Genomic DNA, 16,532 nt, shown 5'->3' with positions numbered 1-16,532 from the left:
CCCGTCAGGCGCCCTTCATGGCACTCACTCACGCGGCGGGGAGATATGTGCGTTCCCTCCCGATATCTCCCACCGGTATCCCACCTTTGACCAGCTGTGCCGGGGCATTTCCGGGCCAGATTCCCGCTAACCCCTCGTCTGCCGCCTCCGTGGGCCCGTCCCACTGCCGCATGGAGTCCTCGATCAGACGGTTGGCGTGGTCCCTCGTCTCAGCGAGGAACTTGGCGTAGTAGCGGAACAGAACCTGGATGCTCTGCCCGGCCCAGCGAGCGCACTCAGCGGGGTCGACACCGGAAGCCAGCCAAAAGGAGATCCCGGCATGGCGCAGGTCGTAGGGCCGCTTCGCCAGCTGTAGGGCATGATCGCTGAGGGTCAGGGCCTCCTCACGCGCTCGCGCCCACGTCTTGCCGTACGCGGCAGCGTCCACGTAGCTCCCTGCCTCATTGCGGAACAGCCGCCCGTCCGGTGCCACGCCGATGAACTTCGAGGACATGCCGGAACTGAAGTGGGCCGCCGGCTACCCCTTCGCGATCCTGCTGATGGCCGTCGTCCCTCGTAAACGTGGGCCAACCTCGTCGGCTCACTCCTTCAAGTTGTAGAAGTGGATGGGTGAGTTCGGCGTGAAACCGATACGCGGGTATACGGGGGCCCCGGCGACGGTCGCGTGCAAAGCAGCGCGGGTCAGCCCGGTGGCTCGGGCGCCCTCGTACAGCGCCTTGCGCGTGACTGCCTCGCCATAGCCCCTGCGCTGCCACTGCGGGTCGGTGGCGACGAAGGCGACGAAGAGGCGGCCTTGCGCTTCGACCGTCGCGGCGCACGCCACCGGAACGTCGCCTCGCATGCCCAGGTAGGCGTACATCTCGCTCTTCCAGCGCGCAGATCCGACCAGGCCGTCGCGGCCTTCCTCCAAGGGGAACCCGTAGGCGCGTGATTGGAGGTCCGCGTAGGCCCGCAAGTGCTCGTCGGTGCGCACACGCACGAACGTCAGGTCGGGGTGGACCGGGTCAGGGATGGGCAGCAGGTCTCCGGCCATGCCCCTGCCGGGGAAGGCGTACTGCAGGCCGGCCCCCTCGGCCGCCGTGGCCAGCGCGGTGCGAGCCTCGTCGTCGAGGAGGCCCTCGAAGAGCCACAGGAAGCCCGGGTGCTTCTTCGCGCGCATGATGTCCGCGGCCTGGCTCAGACGCTGTGCGACGAGATCGGCTCCTGCTCCTGGGTCGGTCAGGGTGATGCAGTTGTAGAACGAGAATCGGCAGTCGGCCCAGCGGACGGCGATGCCGGGGAGGTCTCGCACATCCGCGTCCGCATCACGGTCGAGCACCATGGCCCGCCAGGCCACGGTGAGCTGCTGTGCCGATTCGATGGACGCCGTGAGGCCAGTCACCGTACTCCCATGGGTCGTTGAGGTCGTTGAGGTCGTGGAGGCCCCGGAGCCAGGGGCGGACGGCTCTGGCGCCTCTGGGCCGGTGGGAACTGCACATGCGGCATGCGGTGTCGCCGTCATCAGATGATGCCTTCGAACTGTTTGTCTTCGGTGTGGGAATGGGAGCGGGGCACGTGGTAGGAGCTGCGTCCGAAGCGCCGCCACAGGGCGGCTATGAGGAAGGCCACCGCTACGGCGACGGGGGTGTAGTTGAAGGTGGTGGCGGTGATCGGGCCGCTCTGCGGCAGCAGGAACAGCACTGTGACCGCGGCCGCCCACACCACCGCCACCCAGCCGATCGGCCGGCTCCAGCGGCCCAGGTGCCAGGGCCCTGGGGAGAATCGGTCGCGGTGGAGCAGTCGCAGCAGCACCGGGATGGCGTAGGCCGAGGTGAATCCCACGGCCGAGATGGCGGTCACCGCCGAGAACGCCGTTGTGGAATACAAGGACGGCAGCGCGAGCACGAAAGCCACGGCGACCGCGAGCCAGACCGCGTTGGCGGGGATGGCGGTGCGGCGGCTGACCTTCTTCCAGCGCGTCGATCCGGGCAGGGCACCGTCCCGGGCGAAGGCGTAGATCATCCGGCTGGCACTGGCGGTCACGGTGTAGCCGCACAGGAACTGGGCCACGATGATCACCAGCAGCAGGGCCTTTGCCGCCGCCTCGCCCAGCGCGTCCAGAAGGATCTGTGCCACTGGTACGCCGGTCGGGCCGGACAGGGTCGTGGTGTAGTCCTGGATGGCGAACAGCAGTGTTAGCAGCAGGATGCCGCCGGCGATCCAGGACACCGCCACCGAGCGGAAGATCCCGCGGGCCGCGGCGACGGAGGCATGGTTCGTCTCCTCGCTCAAGTGGGCCGAGGTGTCGTAGCCGGCCAGGGCGAAGACCGGCAGCAGCATGCCCAGCAGGATCACGTAGACCGGGACGCTCCAGCCCGTGTTGTTGGTGAACTCGGTGAAGACGAAGCCGGCCGACTGGTGGTCGGAGGGCACGAACGCCAGGGCGCCGATGATGACGACGGCCCCTGCCAGGTGCCACCACGCGCTCACAGACGTCAGGATGTTCATCAGCCGGGTGCCGAAGAGGTTCAGGACCGCGTGCAGCGCGAGGATGACCGCGTACAGGACCAGCAGGGATTCCGGGGTCGGCGTGTATCCGAACTGCAGGTTCATCCACGCGGCGGTGAACGTCGCGATGCCGTAGTCCTGGGCGGCGATTCCGCCGAGCAGGCCCAGGAGGTTGAGCCAGCCGGTGTACCAGCTCCATCGCTCGCCTCCGAGCTGGCGGGCCATGTAGTACAGGCCGCCGCTGGTGGGGTAGCGGGAGGTGATCTCCGCCAGGGCCGCGGCCAGGCACAGCACCAGCGGCCCGACAGCGAGCCATCCCCACATGATCACCGCGGGGCCTCCCGAGTTCAGGCCGAAGCCGAACAGCAGCAAGGTCCCCGACATGATCGATATGACCGACAGGGAGGCGGAGAAATTACCGAAAGCCCCCATCCGGCGGTGCAGTTGCTGGGTGTAGCCCAGCGATTGGAGGATGCGCGCGTCCTCCCCGTCGTCGTTGACCGGGTTCGGCTGCTGACGCCGTGCTCTTACCGAAGTCATTGGTTCTCCGCACAGGAAGGCTGAAAGTAAGGGGTGCAGGCGGGGTGGCCGTCGGGCCGCTAGCGGGATGTGGCGGCGCCCGCCCGTGGGGGCAGGTCGGCGGTCATGGGTGTTTTCCCGTATGCCGCGGGTGGGATCTCAGGCAGGCGACGCGGTCCTCCTCGAATGCCTTCCGCCACTGGTCCTCCGGGTGCCGGGCGTCGTACTGCCACGGGGCAGGAGTGGCGAAGTCGCCGATGGCATCGAACACTTCAGTTGCCCATTGAGGGAAGCCACCCCTCGCCAGGGCGTATGCGAGGTAGTTCAGATCCAGCTGGGAACTGGTGGCCGGATCGCACTTCTGGAACCAGCCCTCGAATGCCTGCGTGACGGCTCGGGTGCTGTCCTCCCTGGTCCACAGCAGGTTCAGCATGACCTCGGCGCCTCTGTCCCGCCGCTCCCGGTGCTCCTGCACACGGGCGTAGAGAGGCAGCAGAAGCAGGGGCGAGTCGGGCGGCGCGAAAGAGCCCGTCCAGCGGGCGAAATCCGTCGCGACTGCCTGGCGGCCCGCTGGACCTGGGTGGGTCTGGAGCGCCTGGGACATGCGGTGCCATGCCTCGCGGTTGAACGGATCTCGTCGGTGCACCTCCCCCAGCAGTCCCCATGGCCCGTAAGGCAGCAGATACTCATGGGGTGGTGGAGCCACGTGATGCTCCGGGTAGCGTCCTGTCGTGTCCGTTTCGGCCAGGGCCAGGCGGCAGATCCAGGGCACCGAGTCGTCGGGATTCCCCTGGCCCGCCTTGTGGCACGCATCCCGGGCCCGGGCCACCAGTTTCTCCAGGTCCTGTGCCGTCCGGGAGTCACGCGCCCAGTGCCTTCGGTGGGCCTGCAGCACCCGTTCGGTGGCGACTCTGGCGTACATCACCCGGGCAGCGAGGTTCTCCGGTTCCTCTTTCAGCCACAACTCCACAACGTTGGCCTGAGCTGCGACAACCCCCAGCACCTGAGTGCGGGATGTCCACTGCGGCCAGTTGCCCGTCCGGGCCAGCACCTGCCGCATCTGCATCCAGTAACCCGCCTGAATGTCCTGCACTGCCGCATAGAGGTCTGTGTCTCGGCCGACTGGGTTCGCCCGGCCGGTCGGGTTCGAACTCTCCATCAGCGCCCCCCTCGGCCGGCCGGGCACAGGGGGGGCCGCAGGGGGCCGTCAGCTGGAGCCGCTGGGGTCACGGGGAGGCCGGGCTTGGCGCCGGAGGGTGACCTGTTGGGCTTCTCCGGTGCCTGCAGTGGCACGTCGTGCGCCTTCGGCCGGCACTCCTGCGCGCGGCGTCTTGGCGGTCTGGGCGCCTTCACGCGGCGACCGGCCGGTTCGGACGGCGCTGCCGAGACCTGGTGGCGCGCCCGACGGGCAGCAGGTCGTCCGTTTCCTCGGACGCGACCCGGTGGCTCAGCACTCGGCCCGGCTGCGCAGGGCGTGCTCTGCGGCGGGCCGCCTGCAGGCCGCTGCCGTGAGCGCTGCGGCTCGCCGGGTGGTGTGAGCACGACACCGAACGGTGTGCACTGGCGTGCATAGGCAGAAGGACCCTCGGGGCAGTTGGGACGGGGTGGCACGGTCATGCGAAGGACAGCGGTGTGGGCCGACGAGCAGGGCGGAGACGGCCGCTGGCGCATAACCCGGCCAGCGACTTTCGCTCTTGGCCGGTAGCGAGTGCCCGACAGGTACTTAAGTGCCTGGAGAGGCGCATGACCAGAGATCCCAAGATTGTTCGGTTGCTCAGATGCAGGTTTCGGCCATACGGCAGGCGAACGTCGCCATCCGTGACCGGACCCGCCGGCCGCAGCACTCAGACGGTGCGCCGCCGGAGCTCGGACGCTCGCAGCCACGTGCTCACGGGCATGTGGAACAGAGCCGCCGCCCTGAGCGGAAGCGGGCGACCCCTGCCCTGGTGTGCGGGCGGACGGTTGAACACGAGCCAGACCAGCCGTACGGTCCGACGTTGGAACGCACGACCGCTCACCACGAGCGCGCCCAGTTCGTCGCGGACCGCTGAGACTGGCCGGACAGCACTTCCTCGTCCCCGGTGGAAGCCGCGGGTCGGGCAGCGAGATCTCGCATCGGTACCGTCACGTCGGCGGGCCGCCGTGACACGATCTTCTTCGTGGACGCCGATGCCGCCCGTCGTACCGGGGCCACCGCTACCCGATGAAAGGGCGCCGTCAACTTGCTTGTGGAACAGGCGAGTTGCTTGCGGGATAGGCGAGTTGAGGCATGCCGATGGTGCGCAGGTGCCGTGAGGGGCACTGCGTTCAGGCGTGCACGGGTGTCCCGGTGACGGTCTTCCAGACGCGGAATTATTCGGCCAGTTCGGTGCGGTAGTCACTGGCTGTGAGCAGATGCCGTCGTGGGCGGAAGTGCGTGGAGATCCGGGCGAATCAAGCAAGGAGTCTCTGGGCCGGCGTGAGCGGTGGCTCGGAACGTCCATCCTTGCCTCATCACGCTTCGGGCGCCTGGACGTCGCGGCGGGCCTCGAGCCGCCCAGTATTGATGGAACTGAAGCCCACGGAGTTCGAGCACCTCATCAGGCAGCTCTTCGAAGCCATCGGCTTGGACGGCGTGAACACTCAGCTGTCGAAGGATGAGGGTGTGGACGCGATCGCCATGAACATCGCAGAGCACATCCGCCAGTTCGGCAGACATCGGCTTGGGGGCACTGCCCGCGCCCGAGCTGTACGTGAGTAGGCAACGCGTCGATCAGCCAAGGGCCGTCATCCAGCTTCTCGTCGAGCACTGCCGCTGGGGAGAATCCAGGGAGAGCGGAGCCCCGTTGGGGAGCACCTGGGGAGAATCGATCGCGCAACCGGGCAGCAAAGCGAAAGCACCGGAAACGCTCATCAGCCCAGGTCGAAGCGGGGGTCCAGGCGGCCTCCGCAGGTCAGAGCCCCAAGGACGACAACTTCAAGAAGATCTCTTCACCGTCGAGACCGCATCGGCTGACGCTCCCACCTGTACCGACAGCAACCTGACAGCCCCATCAGAATGAGCGTCACCGCAGCGAACCAAGACTAGTCCTAGCACTGCGGACCGTCAGGTGGTCGTCGCCGGGATCGCCGAGCACCAAGACAACGGGGACGGTCTCCGCGTGTTTGATGCCGGGCACCGCCCGCTGATCCGCTCCCATGCGGCGGCGACAGAGTCCTCGATTCGGGCACGCACAACGGGCCCCGACTCGTGGAGACCTGGTCGGGGCCATCAGCCCTTGCGTAGCGGTGATCACCACCCCATGCCTGTCCGCGGTCTTGAGCGACACGGTCTCTGGGCCTGCCCACGCGCCGCAGGCGACCTGCATCTCCACGACTCCGAACCAGTAAGGGCACCAGAGATCCGTCAGTCGGCGAGCGCCTCTGGTTAGCAGCGCACCAAGGGCCGAGACAGACAGGGAACTCCTCGTCTGCACCCGCAAACGAGACCTCGGACCCATCCCGCTGCAGTGCGTGACGGGTGGGAGGCTCAGCAGCCAGGACAAAATGGCACACGGCACGTTCGTCGGCGGAAGGTCCGCGGGGAGATCACGAGGGAACCGCCGGCGCATCGTGCCCTGACCGCCGCGCTCCGTCTTCGCGCCGCCTTACAGCGAACGGCCGGGATCATTCGGTCCCGAGGTACGACATCGCCATGAATCCCGGCCATGCAGATTCCCCCTTCTCCTCGGCGCCTCTGCCCGGCGCGTGGTTCGGACGGCTCAGGGGGTGGGTAGTGCATTCCAGCGGATCGTTCGGTGCATGACGGCAAGGGGGGACGACGCTGTCCGAGGAGAGCGCGGAGCACATCCGTCAACGCACACACGACGCGCGCCGCCTGCTGGAGCAGGACACCCGGGCGCGGCAGACCCTGCTCGCCGAGACCCTGGTCGAACACGGTCCGGCCTTGGTGGACACCTTGCGGCTCATGGCGGAACTCGCCCGCCGGGGAGAAGTCGCCCTCGCCGCCGAGCCCCTTGCCGCACTCATCCGCGAAGCCCAGGACCTGCTGATCCGATGGTTCGCCGGAGAGCGGCTGACGGCACGTGCCGATGAAGCGGAGCGGCGGGCTCGAGCCGTGGACGCCTGGGGCGGCACCGGCCACGACGATCCCCTAGCGCTACGACTCGGCGCGCTCGCTCTCCTGCGCCTCCCGCCGGAGAGCGAGAGGGATCTCGAGTCGGCACGCCGCCGACTCCTCACGAGCCTGGAGCTGGGGCGGCGCGCCGACGACCGCAACGAGCAACTGGCGGCTGCGTACTACCTGCTCAAGTACGAACTGCTGTCGCCAGAGCAGTCCGTCGCGCTGATGGACGAAGCGTGTGCGTCACTGACCGGCGACGAGCGCCCCTCAGCCGTACGAGACTTCTTGGAATCGGCCCACACCTACTGTCTGATGCGTGCCGGCGAGGCTTTGATGGCCCGCGATGCCGACAGCCACACCTCCTGGATGGAACGAGCCGCCGGGCTGCTCGGTATCGCACTGGGCGAGTACGAGCGGACGGAGCTCGACACCCGCACAGCCGGAATGGTTGCGCGCCATCTGGACATCGCTGGAGACGCGCGCCGGGCGGCCGAGATCTACGGCCGCCTAATCGACCGGGCGGCCGATCCACAGTCGCGCACCACGCAGGTACTGGACCTGAGCCATGCCACACACCTCGGTCACCTCGGCGAGCATGAGAGCGTCCGTAGACGGATGGCACAGTTCTTACCGTCGATCCGCGACCGCTACCTCACGGCCGTCACGGAACACGACGTAGCCCAGGCCGCCTTCTCCTTCAATCGAGCGTCAGCCCTGCTGGCAGTGGCGCACGTCCACTGCGGCGAGCCGGAAGCGGCGCTCCGCGTGCTGGAGGACTCCAAGAGCATGCGCCGCCGCTACCGTTCAGAACTGTCCCGGCTGCCCTCGCACGAGGAACTCCTGGCCCTGGAACAGGACATCCTGGCCGCCACACGCGCGCACGAGATTTCTCAGGCCATGGCCGATAGCCCGCCGCCGGCCGTCCCTGGACGGCCGATCTCCCTCCGCGCGCAGCTCCTGGAGCGATATCGCCTGATGCGCCCCGACCTGACCGGCGAGGCACTACGCAGCCCCTCGTCCGAGGAGATCGCGGCCGCGCTCGGGCCCGACGAGGCCGCGGTCATCCTCGGAGTCGGCGATTCGGCGACTCTGGTCTTCTACATCACGCGCGACAACGACAGGTCCCGTCCCGCCCTTCGCCTGGTCTGCCTGCCTGAGTGGCCGTGGGACCGCTGGCAGGAGTTGCTCGAAATCTCCGGCGGCTGGGTCGACGCTCTGTCGGGACGACTGGACTCCTCCGCCTCACAGGCGGCTTTGCGGGCCGTCGTCCCAGCCGTCGAAGCGGCGATCGGACGGCTGGTGAGGGACAAGATCATGCGGTCGGGGACACGCCGGCTGGTGGTCATACCTCACCGCTGGCTGCATTTCGTGCCGTTCCGCGCCCTGCCCAGCCTCCTCGACACTCCCATGTCCATTTACCCCAGCGCCCGGGAGTTCGTACAGTCCCGGGCGCGCCTCAGCCCACCCGCGATGAAGACGGACCTTGTTGTCTGCGATCCGACGGGCGATCTCCCGTGCTCCGCCTCCGAGGCCGGTTCGGTGAAGAACCACCACCCGCCTGACTGTCGATCCACCGTCCTGGTCGGCCCTGAGGCCACCAGCTCCAATGTGGCCGAGCACCTCGCCCAGGCCGGCGCCTTCCATTTCAGCGGCCATGGACACGCGGATCCCCAGGACCCGGCCCGATCCGCTCTGCTGGTAGCCCCTTCCCCGGAGGATGTCCGTGCGGGCGACCCTTTGATTGGGTGGCCCGTGCGCCGACGTGGAAGGAGATCCGGTCGGGGAGTCCGTCGCCGACCTGCCCGGCGTCGGCCGACTCCGCAGACGCGCAGCCGCAGTAGCGCCCGACGCCGAGGCCGGTGACGTGGAGCTGTGGATGGAACGCGGGGCCAGGGGCACTCTGTACGCCCGCTATGCGGGACGCCGCCTCCGGCTCCTGGGCGAGCTGTGGTCCGCGGGAGATGTCCTCGGCCGGCCCACCACGGCCCGCTTCGCATTCCTGTCGGCCTGCCGTGCGGGCATGCCGGTGCCATCGCCGACGCCGACGAGTTCGGCGGTGTGCCCGCGAGCCTGCTGTTCCACGGGGCAGATGCGGTGGTCTGCCCACTGTGGCCGGTGAGCGAGGGCTTCGCGGCCCTGTACTCCGAGCTCGACACGGCTCGGTCTTCCGGCGGGGGCATGACCGCGAGGACACGCCGGGTCTGCCGGTGTGGCCGGGGATCGCCGTCGTGATCGCCGGTCTGGTCGTCGGACTGCGGCCACGTGAGAATGCAGCCATGGCCGATACCCCAGATACGCCGACCACCTCAACTGCCCCCGCGACAGCGGCGGAGCAGGACACCGCACCCGCCGTCCGCGTGGAGCGTGCCGGGCCCGTGACCACCGTGGTGTTGTCCCGGCCCGCCGCCCGCAACGCCGTGGACGGGCCGATGGCCCGGCAACTGGCCCACGCCTTCAGGGCGTTCGAAGCAGACGCCGAGGCCTCGGTCGCGGTGCTGTGGGGCGAGGGCGGGACGTTCTGCGCGGGCGCCGACCTCAAGGCCATCGGCACCGAACGCGGCAACCGCGTGGAGCCCGACGGCGATGGCCCGATGGGGCCGACCCGGTTGCACCTGACCAAGCCGGTCATCGCGGCCGTAGCCGGCCATGCCGTGGCCGGCGGGTGGAACTGGCCCTGTGGTGCGATCTGCGCGTGGTCGAGGAGAACGCGGTCCTCGGGGTGTTCTGCCGCCGGTGGGGGGTACCGCTGATCGACGGCGGCACGGTCCTGCTGCCGCGGCTGATCGGCGAGAGCCGCGCCATGGACCTGATCTTGACCGGCCGGCCGGTCCCGGCCGCCGAGGCGTACGCGATCGGGCTCGCCAACCGCCTCGTACCGCCGGGGCAGGCCCGGCATGCGGCGGAGGAACTTGCCCGGGAGATCGCCGCGTTCCCGCAACTGTGCCTGCGCCATGACCGGCTCTCCGTACGGGAGCAGCACGGGCTGGCCGAGCCCGAGGCACTGGCCGCCGAGCTCCGGCACGGCATGGTGCCGCTCTCGGCCGGCGAGACACTCTCGGGTGCCGCGCGCTTCGCGTCCGGGGCCGGACGGCACGGTTCCTCCACCGACTGACACGTCCGTTCCGGTACCGGCCGGCCCTTCTCAGGGACCGGTCAAGGACCAGGTGCATACCTGTGTGGCCGATGCCCCGTCGGATACCCAAGAAACAGAGCATTCCGGTAACCCGACGCCTCAAACTCACAGAGGCCGCGGCAGGTAGCTGCCGTGGCCGTGGCACGGTGCGAGCGCGTCCAAGGCGGCCGCGGTCTCCGCTGGTCGTCCCGGCACTTCAGGGCCGGGCTGCTGACCTGCGGGTCGATGAGGTGCCGACGCCGTGCGGTGGGCGCGGTCGGGGGGCGTCGGCCGAGCCGGTGACGGGAGAGGCACCACCGGTGCGACCGTCCACCCGCCCACGCCCCCTGGCCGCCGGGCCGGCCTGCCCAGCAGGTCCCCCGCCGGTGGGCAGGCCCACCGCCGCGGGCGCATCATGAAGAAATGTCGAAGGCGACGATCCTGACCGTCGACGACGATCCGGGCGTCTCCCGGGCCATCGCCCGCGACCTGCGGCGCCGCTACGGGGAGCGGTTCCGGGTGCTGCGCGCCGTGTCCGGGGACGAGGCCCTGGTGGCTCTGCGGGAGGTGAAGCTCCGAGGGGAAGCGGTGGCCGTGATGATCGCGGACTATCGCATGCCCACCATGAACGGCGTCCAGTTCTTGGAGTCCGCCATGGACCTGTTTCCCGCGGCGAGGCGCGTGCTGCTGACCGCATACGCGGACACCGGCGCGGCGATCGACGCCATCAACGTGGTCGATCTCGACCACTACCTCCTCAAGCCGTGGAGTCCGCCGGAGGAGAACCTCTACCCGGTCCTCGACACCCTGCTGGAGCTGTGGGACGCGGCACCCGACTCCGGGGCACCCGAGACGCGGGTCGTCGGGCACCGCTGGTCCGCGCCGTCCTTCTCGGTGCGGGAGTTCCTCGCGCGGAACCTCGTTCCCTACCGGTGGATCGCCGCCGACGAGCCCGAGGGGGCCCAGCTGCTCGAAGCGGCGGGTCTCACCGCAGCGGACGTACCGCTGGTGGTCACGGCCGAGGGCAAGGTACTGCACGCCCCTTCGGAGGCGAAGCTCGCCGAACACGTCGGACTACGCACCAGCCCCGCGTCCGACTTCTACGACGTCGTCGTCATCGGCGCGGGCCCGGCCGGCCTGGGCGCCGCCGTGTATGCCGCCTCCGAGGGACTGCGCACGGTGCTCGTCGAGCGCAGGGCGACCGGGGGTCAGGCGGGCCAGAGCAGCCGTATCGAGAACTACCTGGGCTTCCCCGACGGGGTGTCGGGAGCGCAGCTGACCGACCGGGCACGCCGGCAGGCGGCGCGCTTCGGCGCCGAGATCCTCAGCGCGACCGAGGTGGTGGCACTGGAGGCCGCCGGGGCGGGACGTGTGCTGCGGTTCGCCGACGGCACCTCGATCGGCACGCACACTGTCGTGCTGGCCACCGGAGTCTCGTACCGGCGGCTGGCGGGAACACACCTCGACGACTACGCCGGCGCCGGTGTGTTCTACGGCTCCGGGTCCTTCGAAGCGGCCAACTGCCGAGGCGACGAGGTGTACATCGTCGGCGGCGCGAATTCCGCCGGCCAGGCCGCCGTCTACTTCTCGCGCTACGCGCGCCGGGTGCATCTGTTGGTGCGCGGCCCCGACCTCAACCGGTCCATGTCGCACTATCTGATCGAGCAGATCGAGGCCATCCCCGGCATCGAGATCCACGCCTGCACCGAGGCCGCCGCCGGCGACGGCGTGGACCACCTCGAACGGCTCACCCTGCGCGACAACCTCACCGGCGCCCTCACGACGGTCGACGCCTCGTGGCTGTTCGTGTTCATCGGCGCGGAACCGCAGACTCAGTGGCTGGACGGCCTGGTGGCCCGCGACGCACGCGGATTCGTCCTCACCGGGCCCGACCTGCCGGGGCCCGGGGGCCACTCACCCCGGTGGCCGCTGGCCCGCGCCCCGTACCACCTGGAAACCAGCGTCCCGGGGGTGTTCGCGGCCGGCGACGTACGTGCCGAGTCCGTCAAGCGGGTCGCCTCGGCGGTGGGCGAGGGCGCCATGGCCGTCACGCTGGTGCACCGCTACCTGGAGGCACAATGACCGCCGACGCCTCCCGCACCGCACCCACCCCGGACGAACTGAGCACTCTCTTCCTCTTCGAGGCCCTCGACCCCGCCCAGCTGGCCTGGCTCGCCGAACGGGGCCGGGTCGAGGTGCGGGAGGCGTCGACGGCCGTGTACGCGCAGGGAGAGAACGCGTCCTGCTTCTTCGTACTCCTCAGCGGGGCTGTCGCACTCAGCAGGCGACTCCACGGCGACGACATCGAGCTCAGCCGCACCGACCAGCGGGGTGCCTACGGCGGCGCCACCCAGGCCTACCTCGGCGACCGGGTGGACCAGGTCTACTCCCACACGATGCGGGCGGTCACCGATGTGGAGCTCTTCGTACTGCCGGCCGCCGAGTTCGCCACCGCCGTGCGGAACTGGTTCCCCATGGCCCTGCATCTGCTGGAAGGGCTGTTCTTCGGCACGCGCGCCATCGACGTCATCGTCGGCGAACGGGAGCGGCTCATCGCCCTCGGCTCGCTGACGGCCGGGCTCACTCATGAACTCAACAATCCCGCCGCCGCCGCGGTCAGGGCTACCGACACCCTGCGTGACCGGGTGTCCCGGATGCGGCACAAGCTGGCACTCATCGCCGACGGCAGGCTCGACGGCACCCGGCTGCACGAGCTGGTGGAGATGCAGGACGCCGCCGTACGGCGGGCCAGGGAGGCGCGCCCACTCCCGGCGATCGAGGCCGCCGACGCCGAGGACGAACTCGGCGACTGGCTGGAGGACGCGGAGGTGGAGAACGCCTGGGACATCGCCCCCACCCTCGTGGCCGGAGGCATCGACGCCGACTGGCTGGCCGGCGCCACCGAGGGCCTCACCGGCGACCACCGCAGGGCGGCGGTCGGCTGGCTGACCTACACCGTCGACACCGAGCTGCTGATGGGCGAGATCGAGGACGCCACCCGGCGCATCTCCGGCCTGGTCGACGCGGCCCGGCAGTACTCCCAGCTCGACCGCGCCGCACAGCAGCCGGTGGACATCCACGAACTCCTCGACGCCACGGTCGTGATGCTCCGCGCCAAGATCCCCGACGGGGTGCGCGTGGTCAAGGAGTACGACGGCGACCTGCCGCTCGTTCCCGCCTACGGGGCGGAGCTGAACCAGGTGTGGACGAACCTCATCGACAACGCGCTCGCCGCGATGGACGGCAGCGGGACCCTCACCCTCGCCACCTGGCACGAGGACGGTCATGCGTACGTGGAGGTACGGGACACCGGCACGGGCATCGACCCCGAGATCCGGCCACGGATCTTCGAGCCGTTCTTCTCGACGAAACCGGTCGGGCAGGGGACCGGCCTCGGACTGGACATCTCGTATCGGATCGTGGTGAACAAGCACCGCGGTGACATCCGGGTCTCGTCCAGCCCCGGCGACACCCTGTTCCGGGTGTCGCTCCCGCTCGACCCGCCGCCGTCCGGGGACGACGAGCCGTAGGGGCGCGGTCGTCGCACCGGGACGACGAGCCGGACCGGAATGGCCACGACGAACAGCAAGGGCGAACGCGGCAACTGGAACACGCCGGCCGATATCGTCGATGCGTTCCAGACGGCCGTCGAGCAGGGTTCGCCGTTCTCGACCGATGAGGCAATCGGCCCGTGTACGGAAACGGGACCGCCTGGGAGATGAGCGTGGTCACGCGGAACACGGTCGTGTACGAGGGAGAAGCCAACATCTTCAACGAGCCGAACCCGGGCGGGCGGTCCTGGGACGACATCCACTGGTACACCCGCGGCGAGGAGAACGGGGTGTACAAGGAGATCAAGGTCCCGAAGCCCGACATCCCGGAGATCGACCCGCACGCTGCCATCAAGAAGAACAAGTGACGTGGGAGCACGATGAACAGCGAACCCCCGCGTGGAGCGGCAGAGATCGTGGCTGCGGCGTGGCAGAGGATCCTTGAGCTCGGCGAAAGGCGCATCAATCCCGCGATCCCGCCTGCGGCTCACGCGCATTCCCGGCTGCGGGAGTTGTTCCCCATGGTCAGCCACGGAGCGCTGTACTTCAGCCGGTGCACCCAGTACCCGTGGACCCACGACGTGGCCGCCCTGTTCCCCCGTCCCGGCGGATTCCATGTGTTCCGGCACTCCGACAGGACGGTGCTCGGCGAACCGGACACCGTGGAGGAAGCCGTCGAACTCATCGTGGCCAGCCTGCCCGACAACTGCGGACCGGCCATCGAAGGAACCCCGGACGACCTGTGACGGACACCGACAGCACCGGCTCTGCCTCGCGCGCCACACCCAGGCAGTGTCGCCGCACGACAGGTGGGCCGGGGCGAGCAGGGCCTGCCGCCCGACCGCCGGGCGTCGCCACCGCGTCCCGCTCCTCCGCCGCCGAGGCCGGATCCGCCCGTACCACGTCCCGGATCCTGTCGGCGGCAGCCTGCCGGTCCTACGCCGCGGTGATCACGCCGGCGGTCATCAGCCTCGTGGCCCCCGTCGGTGCTGCGTTCCTCCCTCGCGGCCCGGTTTCGAGTACCGATCCTGCGGCATCGCAGGAACCCGCGTGAGGGGCGTCGTCCGTGAGGCGGTTTCGACCGGGGGGCCGGAGAATGAGAGTGGCGGCCTCGCAGTCGGCCCATGAGCCGGTTCGGGGTTGTCGGGTCCGTGGCCATGAGCCATGCAGTCTCTGACCCTTGAGAACTGGGTCGTGCGAGCGCGCGGGCGGTTGAGCGATGAGGACGGATGAGTCGGCGTCCGTGGCGGACGACAGCACCCCACCACAGGGAGCGGGTCGCGGTCCTGGTCCACGGGTATGTGCGGATCCGGCGCCGCCCCAGGTAGCCGAGGCGTCCGCCCCGCAGGACGAGGAAGTGGCCATCCGGCACCTGTCCGCGGGCTTGAAGACCGCCTATCCTTCGGTCGACCCGGCGATCGTGGACACAGCGGTCGCGACGGCCTACGGCACGTTCCAGCAGGCGAAGATCAGGACTTACGTCCCGATTCTGGTCGCACGCCGGGTCCGGATCATGCTCAGCGCCATCGGCCGTGAAGGTGTCTCCTCCGCGGCCGGAGGCGGCTCGGCCGTCTCACTGCCGACCACGCGAGGGACGGCGGAGCAGTCGACCGGGAGCATGGCGCGCTCTCCCCTGCGCAGCCGGTGGAGGCCGCGGAGGCTCCGCCCGTCGCGCACGTCGGACGTGAGCCCTGACCGTGGTGAGCGCACATGACCGTGTGGCACTCGGCGCGACAGGAAAGAGGCGGCTCGTCATGACGGACGCCAGGGCCGAACGCATCGCGAAGCTCATCGAGCCACTGCGGGTGAAGCCGGGATCGCGGGTCAACCTGGGCAGGGACTTCGATCCCCGCTACAAGGCCGGCCTGAAGAAGAAGCACGGTGCAGAGCTGCTGCACGCGGGTGTGTTGCTGCTCGCCGAGTACCAGGAGCGTCTGGCCGCCCAGGACACGTACGGAGTGCTGCTCTGTCTGCAGGCGCTCGATGCCGGAGGCAAGGACGGGACGATCCGGCATGTCATGAGCGGGGTGAACCCGCAGGGTGTCAAGGTGAGCAGCTTCAAGCAGCCCTCCGCCGAAGAGCTCGACCACGACTATCTGTGGCGGTACGCCGCCAGGCTGCCCGCGCGCGGCGACATCGCGATCTTCAACCGTTCGCACTACGAGGAGGTTCTCGTGGTACGGGTGCACCCGGAGGTTCTCGATCGGCAGCGACTGCCGGAGCGAAGGGCGGACATCTGGGACCGTCGCTACCGGGATATCAACAACTGGGAGCGCTACCTGACCGACAACGGGTTCAAGGTGGTAAAGGTCTTCCTGAACCTTTCCAAGGAAGAGCAGCGCATCCGTTTCATGAAGCGGCTCGACCTGCCGGAGAAGAACTGGAAGTTCTCCGCCGCCGATGTCCGGGAGCGCCGGCGGTGGGACGACTACCAGCAGGCGTTCTCCGAGATGCTCTCGGCGACCAGTACGCCGTGGGCGCCCTGGTACGTCGTACCGGCGGACCGGAAGTGGTTCGCGCGTATCTGCACGGCAGCGGTGCTGGCGCACACGCTGATGGACATCGACCCCCACTACCCCGTGGTCGGCAAGGAGACGCGCAAGGACCTCCGGGCCGCCAGGCAGGAGCTGGAGGCCGAGGCCCCTGAGGGCGCCCCGGCCGATCCGTACGCGGCCAGGCATCCGGTCCCCGAAGCGGGCGGCGAACAGCAGCGAACCGGCCGTACCGCGAAGCGAAAGCATTCGTAGCGGCGCGGCGGACC

13 protein-coding genes and 1 pseudogene are annotated in these 16,532 nt (G+C 69.3%); 10 read left to right on the top strand and 4 right to left on the bottom strand.

The annotated features are described in order from the left end of the window. Positions 1 to 28: 28 nt before the first annotated feature. From OG883_RS14325 to OG883_RS14310, 4 genes are all read right to left on the bottom strand, one after another. The gene (locus OG883_RS14325) at positions 29 to 493 is read right to left on the bottom strand and encodes a hypothetical protein (RefSeq protein ID WP_266539995.1); all 465 of its coding nucleotides are present in this window, start codon (positions 491 to 493) and stop codon (positions 29 to 31) included. An 87-nt stretch (positions 494 to 580) separates the two neighbouring features. Then, positions 581 to 1,381 (bottom strand): GNAT family N-acetyltransferase, encoded by an 801-nt coding sequence (locus tag OG883_RS14320; protein ID WP_266539993.1) that lies wholly within the window; start codon positions 1,379 to 1,381, stop codon positions 581 to 583. 119 nt (positions 1,382 to 1,500) lie between these two features. Continuing rightward, a complete protein-coding gene (locus OG883_RS14315) occupies positions 1,501 to 3,027 on the bottom strand; it encodes an amino acid permease (protein WP_266539991.1) in 1,527 nt (508 codons plus the stop codon). A gap of 103 nt (positions 3,028 to 3,130) precedes the next feature. Continuing rightward, entirely contained in the window at positions 3,131 to 4,165 is a 1,035-nt protein-coding gene (locus OG883_RS14310; RefSeq protein WP_266539989.1) for a hypothetical protein, read from the bottom strand. Between the two features lie 1,386 nt (positions 4,166 to 5,551). Here OG883_RS14310 and OG883_RS14305 point away from each other — a divergent pair. The 10 genes and pseudogenes from OG883_RS14305 (at position 5,552) to OG883_RS14260 (ending at position 16,518) form a co-directional block, all read left to right on the top strand. After that, positions 5,552 to 5,746, top strand: coding sequence for a restriction endonuclease (locus tag OG883_RS14305; protein WP_266539987.1), 195 nt, complete (start codon positions 5,552 to 5,554; stop codon positions 5,744 to 5,746). A gap of 1,188 nt (positions 5,747 to 6,934) precedes the next feature. Next, positions 6,935 to 8,971, top strand: a complete 2,037-nt coding sequence (locus tag OG883_RS14300; protein WP_266541531.1) for a CHAT domain-containing protein — start codon at positions 6,935 to 6,937, stop codon at positions 8,969 to 8,971. Positions 8,972 to 9,384: 413 nt separating this feature from the next. Next, a pseudogene (locus OG883_RS14295) lies at positions 9,385 to 10,220 on the top strand (crotonase/enoyl-CoA hydratase family protein). Positions 10,221 to 10,643: 423 nt separating this feature from the next. Further along, on the top strand, positions 10,644 to 12,302 hold the full coding sequence (locus OG883_RS14290; RefSeq protein ID WP_266539985.1) for an FAD-dependent oxidoreductase: 1,659 nt from the start codon (positions 10,644 to 10,646) through the stop codon (positions 12,300 to 12,302). Then, on the top strand, positions 12,299 to 13,750 hold the full coding sequence (locus tag OG883_RS14285; protein ID WP_266539983.1) for an ATP-binding protein: 1,452 nt from the start codon (positions 12,299 to 12,301) through the stop codon (positions 13,748 to 13,750). Before OG883_RS14290 ends, OG883_RS14285 begins: the two co-directional genes overlap by 4 nt. Before the next feature lie 39 nt (positions 13,751 to 13,789). Beyond that, positions 13,790 to 13,942, top strand: coding sequence for a hypothetical protein (locus OG883_RS14280; protein ID WP_266539981.1), 153 nt, complete (start codon positions 13,790 to 13,792; stop codon positions 13,940 to 13,942). Continuing rightward, a complete protein-coding gene (locus OG883_RS14275; RefSeq protein ID WP_266539979.1) occupies positions 13,939 to 14,139 on the top strand; it encodes a hypothetical protein in 201 nt (66 codons plus the stop codon). Before OG883_RS14280 ends, OG883_RS14275 begins: the two co-directional genes overlap by 4 nt. Before the next feature lie 12 nt (positions 14,140 to 14,151). After that, a complete protein-coding gene (locus OG883_RS14270) occupies positions 14,152 to 14,517 on the top strand; it encodes a DUF6193 family natural product biosynthesis protein (protein ID WP_266539977.1) in 366 nt (121 codons plus the stop codon). Positions 14,518 to 15,128: 611 nt separating this feature from the next. Further along, a complete protein-coding gene (locus OG883_RS14265) occupies positions 15,129 to 15,485 on the top strand; it encodes a three-helix bundle dimerization domain-containing protein (RefSeq protein WP_266539975.1) in 357 nt (118 codons plus the stop codon). Between the two features lie 40 nt (positions 15,486 to 15,525). Next, complete coding sequence (locus OG883_RS14260) at positions 15,526 to 16,518, top strand: polyphosphate kinase 2 family protein (RefSeq protein ID WP_266539973.1); 993 nt, start codon at positions 15,526 to 15,528, stop codon at positions 16,516 to 16,518. Positions 16,519 to 16,532 lie beyond the last annotated feature (14 nt).

Origin of the sequence: Streptomyces sp. NBC_01142, assembly GCF_026341125.1 — a bacterium.
In the GTDB taxonomy this organism is placed as follows: Bacteria; Actinomycetota; Actinomycetes; order Streptomycetales; family Streptomycetaceae; genus Streptomyces.
This window is presented reverse-complemented; position numbering and strand designations above follow the sequence as displayed.

Bases quoted from the DNA above. Each gene is read 5' to 3' on its own strand.
- OG883_RS14325 (WP_266539995.1), bottom strand. From the start codon at position 493: ATGTCCTCGAAGTTCATCGGCGTGGCACCGGACGGGCGGCTGTTCCGC.
- OG883_RS14275 (WP_266539979.1), top strand. From the start codon at position 13,939: ATGAGCGTGGTCACGCGGAACACGGTCGTGTACGAGGGAGAAGCCAAC.
- OG883_RS14285 (WP_266539983.1), top strand. From the start codon at position 12,299: ATGACCGCCGACGCCTCCCGCACCGCACCCACCCCGGACGAACTGAGC.
- OG883_RS14310 (WP_266539989.1), bottom strand. From the start codon at position 4,165: ATGGAGAGTTCGAACCCGACCGGCCGGGCGAACCCAGTCGGCCGAGAC.
- OG883_RS14315 (WP_266539991.1), bottom strand. From the start codon at position 3,027: ATGACTTCGGTAAGAGCACGGCGTCAGCAGCCGAACCCGGTCAACGAC.
- OG883_RS14280 (WP_266539981.1), top strand. From the start codon at position 13,790: ATGGCCACGACGAACAGCAAGGGCGAACGCGGCAACTGGAACACGCCG.
- OG883_RS14305 (WP_266539987.1), top strand. From the start codon at position 5,552: ATGGAACTGAAGCCCACGGAGTTCGAGCACCTCATCAGGCAGCTCTTC.
- OG883_RS14260 (WP_266539973.1), top strand. From the start codon at position 15,526: ATGACGGACGCCAGGGCCGAACGCATCGCGAAGCTCATCGAGCCACTG.
- OG883_RS14270 (WP_266539977.1), top strand. From the start codon at position 14,152: ATGAACAGCGAACCCCCGCGTGGAGCGGCAGAGATCGTGGCTGCGGCG.
- OG883_RS14290 (WP_266539985.1), top strand. From the start codon at position 10,644: ATGTCGAAGGCGACGATCCTGACCGTCGACGACGATCCGGGCGTCTCC.